The 1914-nt window shown below is 70.1% G+C and carries 3 pseudogenes; 1 reads left to right on the top strand and 2 read right to left on the bottom strand.

What is annotated here, in order from left to right:
• Positions 1-486: 486 nt before the first annotated feature.
• Positions 487-1019: pseudogene (locus C6N31_RS42085) on the bottom strand (NADPH-dependent F420 reductase).
• 30 nt (positions 1020-1049) lie between these two features.
• On the opposite strand from C6N31_RS42085, the pseudogene C6N31_RS42080 reads away from it, so the two are divergent.
• Positions 1050-1352: pseudogene (locus C6N31_RS42080) on the top strand (winged helix-turn-helix transcriptional regulator); the annotation flags it as partial.
• Between the two features lie 314 nt (positions 1353-1666).
• Here C6N31_RS42080 and C6N31_RS45805 read toward each other — a convergent pair.
• Positions 1667-1819, bottom strand: a pseudogene (locus tag C6N31_RS45805) (arabinofuranosidase catalytic domain-containing protein); the annotation flags it as partial.
• Positions 1820-1914: the final 95 nt, after the last annotated feature.

Here is a 1914-nt window from a genome sequence, read left to right as displayed (position 1 = left end):
TGCGCAGCACTAGATGATCAAATGTCTTGAAATAGAGAGATTCAGTGATGTCTGGATCTAATTGCCCGTACCGAGAGGGCCGCCGCTGGGGGCTGCGTCGTCCTTGGCCGCCACGACCAGTTCTTGCCCGTCGGCAAGGGCGAGGCGATCGCCGAGAACCCGTCGTCGACGACGACGGGTTCTTCCTGCTGCCAGGCGCGGCTCGTCACTGTGAGCCTGCGGCCACCACCGTGGCGGTTAGGAGTTCGAGCTCGGCGACCAGCTCGTCCAGCTAGAGGTGACCAGGCAGATCGGCTCCAAGAGCTCGAACATCCGGCGGGCGGCGTGCGTCATGGCCAACATCGTGCCTGCGGTCACGCCGCGCGCGGAGTGGAACGGGACACCTGATCGCCTCTTCTGACTCGACCGGATCGGGAACGGACGGCGGGGCGGCGTAACAGCGCCTGCCCCGCCCACGACGTCATGGCACCAGGGCCACGCCGTTTCCTACCGCACAACCCCGGTGCCGCTCTCTGCTTCCTGGTGGCCCGGTCCGGCCGCGTAGGCCAGAGGAGGTGCGATCGCCTGGGCGTCCGCCTCCTCCCCCACCCACAACGCGATGAACAGGGCCGCGGTCGCCTCCAGGAGCCCCGCCCGGTCGAGACCCCCGCCGGCCACGGGTTCGCAGCCCACGTCCCGCACCAGCTCGCGTACCCGCGCCAGCGCCGTCTCGTCGTCTCCGTAGACCGGCCGCGGCCAGGGGTCGCCCGTCGAAGACGGGCGGCCGCATGCGCCACACGTCCTCGGGGCAGAGGTTGAAGGCCTTGACCACGTGCGCTCCCGGTGCCGCCGCGGCAAGGTGCTGTGCGGCCGACGGGCCTCCTTCCGTCAGCAGCCCGGAAGCCCGGCCCGAGAGGGTTGGAGCAGTCGAGCAGCACCTTGCCCCCCAAGGCCGCGTGCAGGTCCCGTGCCACGTCTGCTCCGGCGCCGAACGGCAACGCGGCCAAGATCACCTGACCGAGCTGGGCCGCCGCGCGCAGACCGGCGGCCTTCGCGCCGTCTTCTGAACCGCCGTGGTGCTCTGGACCCTGCGCGGTGGACCCAGCCGCCCGGTCGAACTGGGCGAGCGGATCGGGGGCATCAGTTCCAAGGTCCTCACCGAGACGCTGCGCGGGCTGCAGTTCAACGGACTGGTCGACCGGCAAACCGACCCCGGCCACCCCTCACCGGTCGAGTACCGACTCACCGCACTGGGTCGGACGTGCCTCGCGCCCATCGGTGCGGTCGGGGTATGGGCCTTCGAGTACGGCGACGAGGTGATGGCGGCCCAGGAAGGGGCATCCACGCCCGCTGCGCCTTCTCCGGTGCACTGAGCGATGTGTCTCGGATCTCGAACGCGCCGCTGGGCCCGCGTCCGTGGCGCACGCTCAGGAGAGGGCTGGGCCGTGGCTGCGGGTCCTGCCCCGTAGCCGGCGTCGGGCCGGTCACGGGGCAGGACCCGTTCGGTGAGCGGCTGCCCCTGGGTGTCGTTCGCCGTCGACGCGCTCGGCTCCTCCAGGCCCTTGCCGACACCTACCTCGTGCAGCTCTCCCGTGCCCGACCCGGTGGAGGAGGTGCCGTGATCGACCAAGGTGATGTTGGCCTGGACCGCGTTCTCAGTGGCGTCCGAGGGGTGGCCGGAGGTCATGACGCCCTCGCAGAAGGGGCCGGCCGCGCCAATGCTGATGTCACCGCCGATGCCGAGAGTGATGGCACCCTGCTTCTTCCTCGGGTGCAGCCCGCGACGTCGGGACCTGGTTTCGGCACCTCTGTGGTGACGGTCATGGCCGGCGGCCAGCACTGCCGCCGGTCATGACCTGGCAGTGGGTCCTCAGACGACTATGCGGTCGAGGTTGGGTGCCCCGGCGGAGGGGTTGGAGAACTTGATGGTGTTGT

The sequence above is a fragment of the Streptomyces fildesensis genome, from assembly GCF_016107395.1.
GTDB lineage: Bacteria > Actinomycetota > Actinomycetes > Streptomycetales > Streptomycetaceae > Actinacidiphila > Actinacidiphila fildesensis.
The sequence above is the reverse complement of the archived record's forward strand: the minus strand, read 5'-3'. Positions and strand labels throughout refer to the sequence as shown.